The sequence below is a fragment of the Enterococcus sp. C53 genome, from assembly GCF_040887425.1.
Classification (GTDB): domain Bacteria; phylum Bacillota; class Bacilli; order Lactobacillales; family Enterococcaceae; genus Enterococcus_B; species Enterococcus_B hirae.
In genome coordinates this window covers 1-518 of record NZ_JBFOFT010000029.1, presented here as the reverse complement: position 1 = coordinate 518, position 518 = coordinate 1, and the positions used below count along the sequence as shown (strand labels likewise).

Genomic DNA, 518 nt, shown 5'->3' with positions numbered 1-518 from the left:
AGATGCAGGGTATGGTAGCGAAGAAAATTACATGTATATCAACGATGTTCTACATAAAACTCCCTTAATTACATATGGCAGTTATCACAAAGAAAATAAAAAGAAGTACAAGGATAATCCGTTTAACGTGGAGAATTGGCGTTATCTTGAAGAACAAGACACCTATATTTGCCCAGCGAATCGTCCGGTACCGTTCAAAAATTATAGTCGCAGAAAAGATAAAGGTGGCTTTATTCGAGATTTCAAAATCTATGAATGTGAGGATTGTCGGAACTGTTCAGTTCGTCGTCAATGTACGCGTGCGAAAAGTGAACAAAAGCGAAAAATTCAAGTAAATAATAATTGGCGCTATTTCAAAGCAGAATGCAGAAAAAATCTTTTAGAGGAGAAAACTGGTTCGATTTATCGGAAACGAAAAATTGATGTCGAACCCGTGTTCGGACATCTAAAGGCTCATTTGGCGTTCCATCGTTTCCATTTGCGTGGGAAACAAGGAGCAACGATTGATATTGGTTTGG

1 protein-coding gene is annotated in these 518 nt (G+C 38.0%); it reads left to right on the top strand.

Going from position 1 to position 518, the window contains the following annotated elements; translation table 11 throughout:
* The coding region (locus AB3I42_RS14020) for a transposase (RefSeq protein ID WP_368022571.1) at positions 1-518 on the top strand (518 nt) is incomplete at both ends.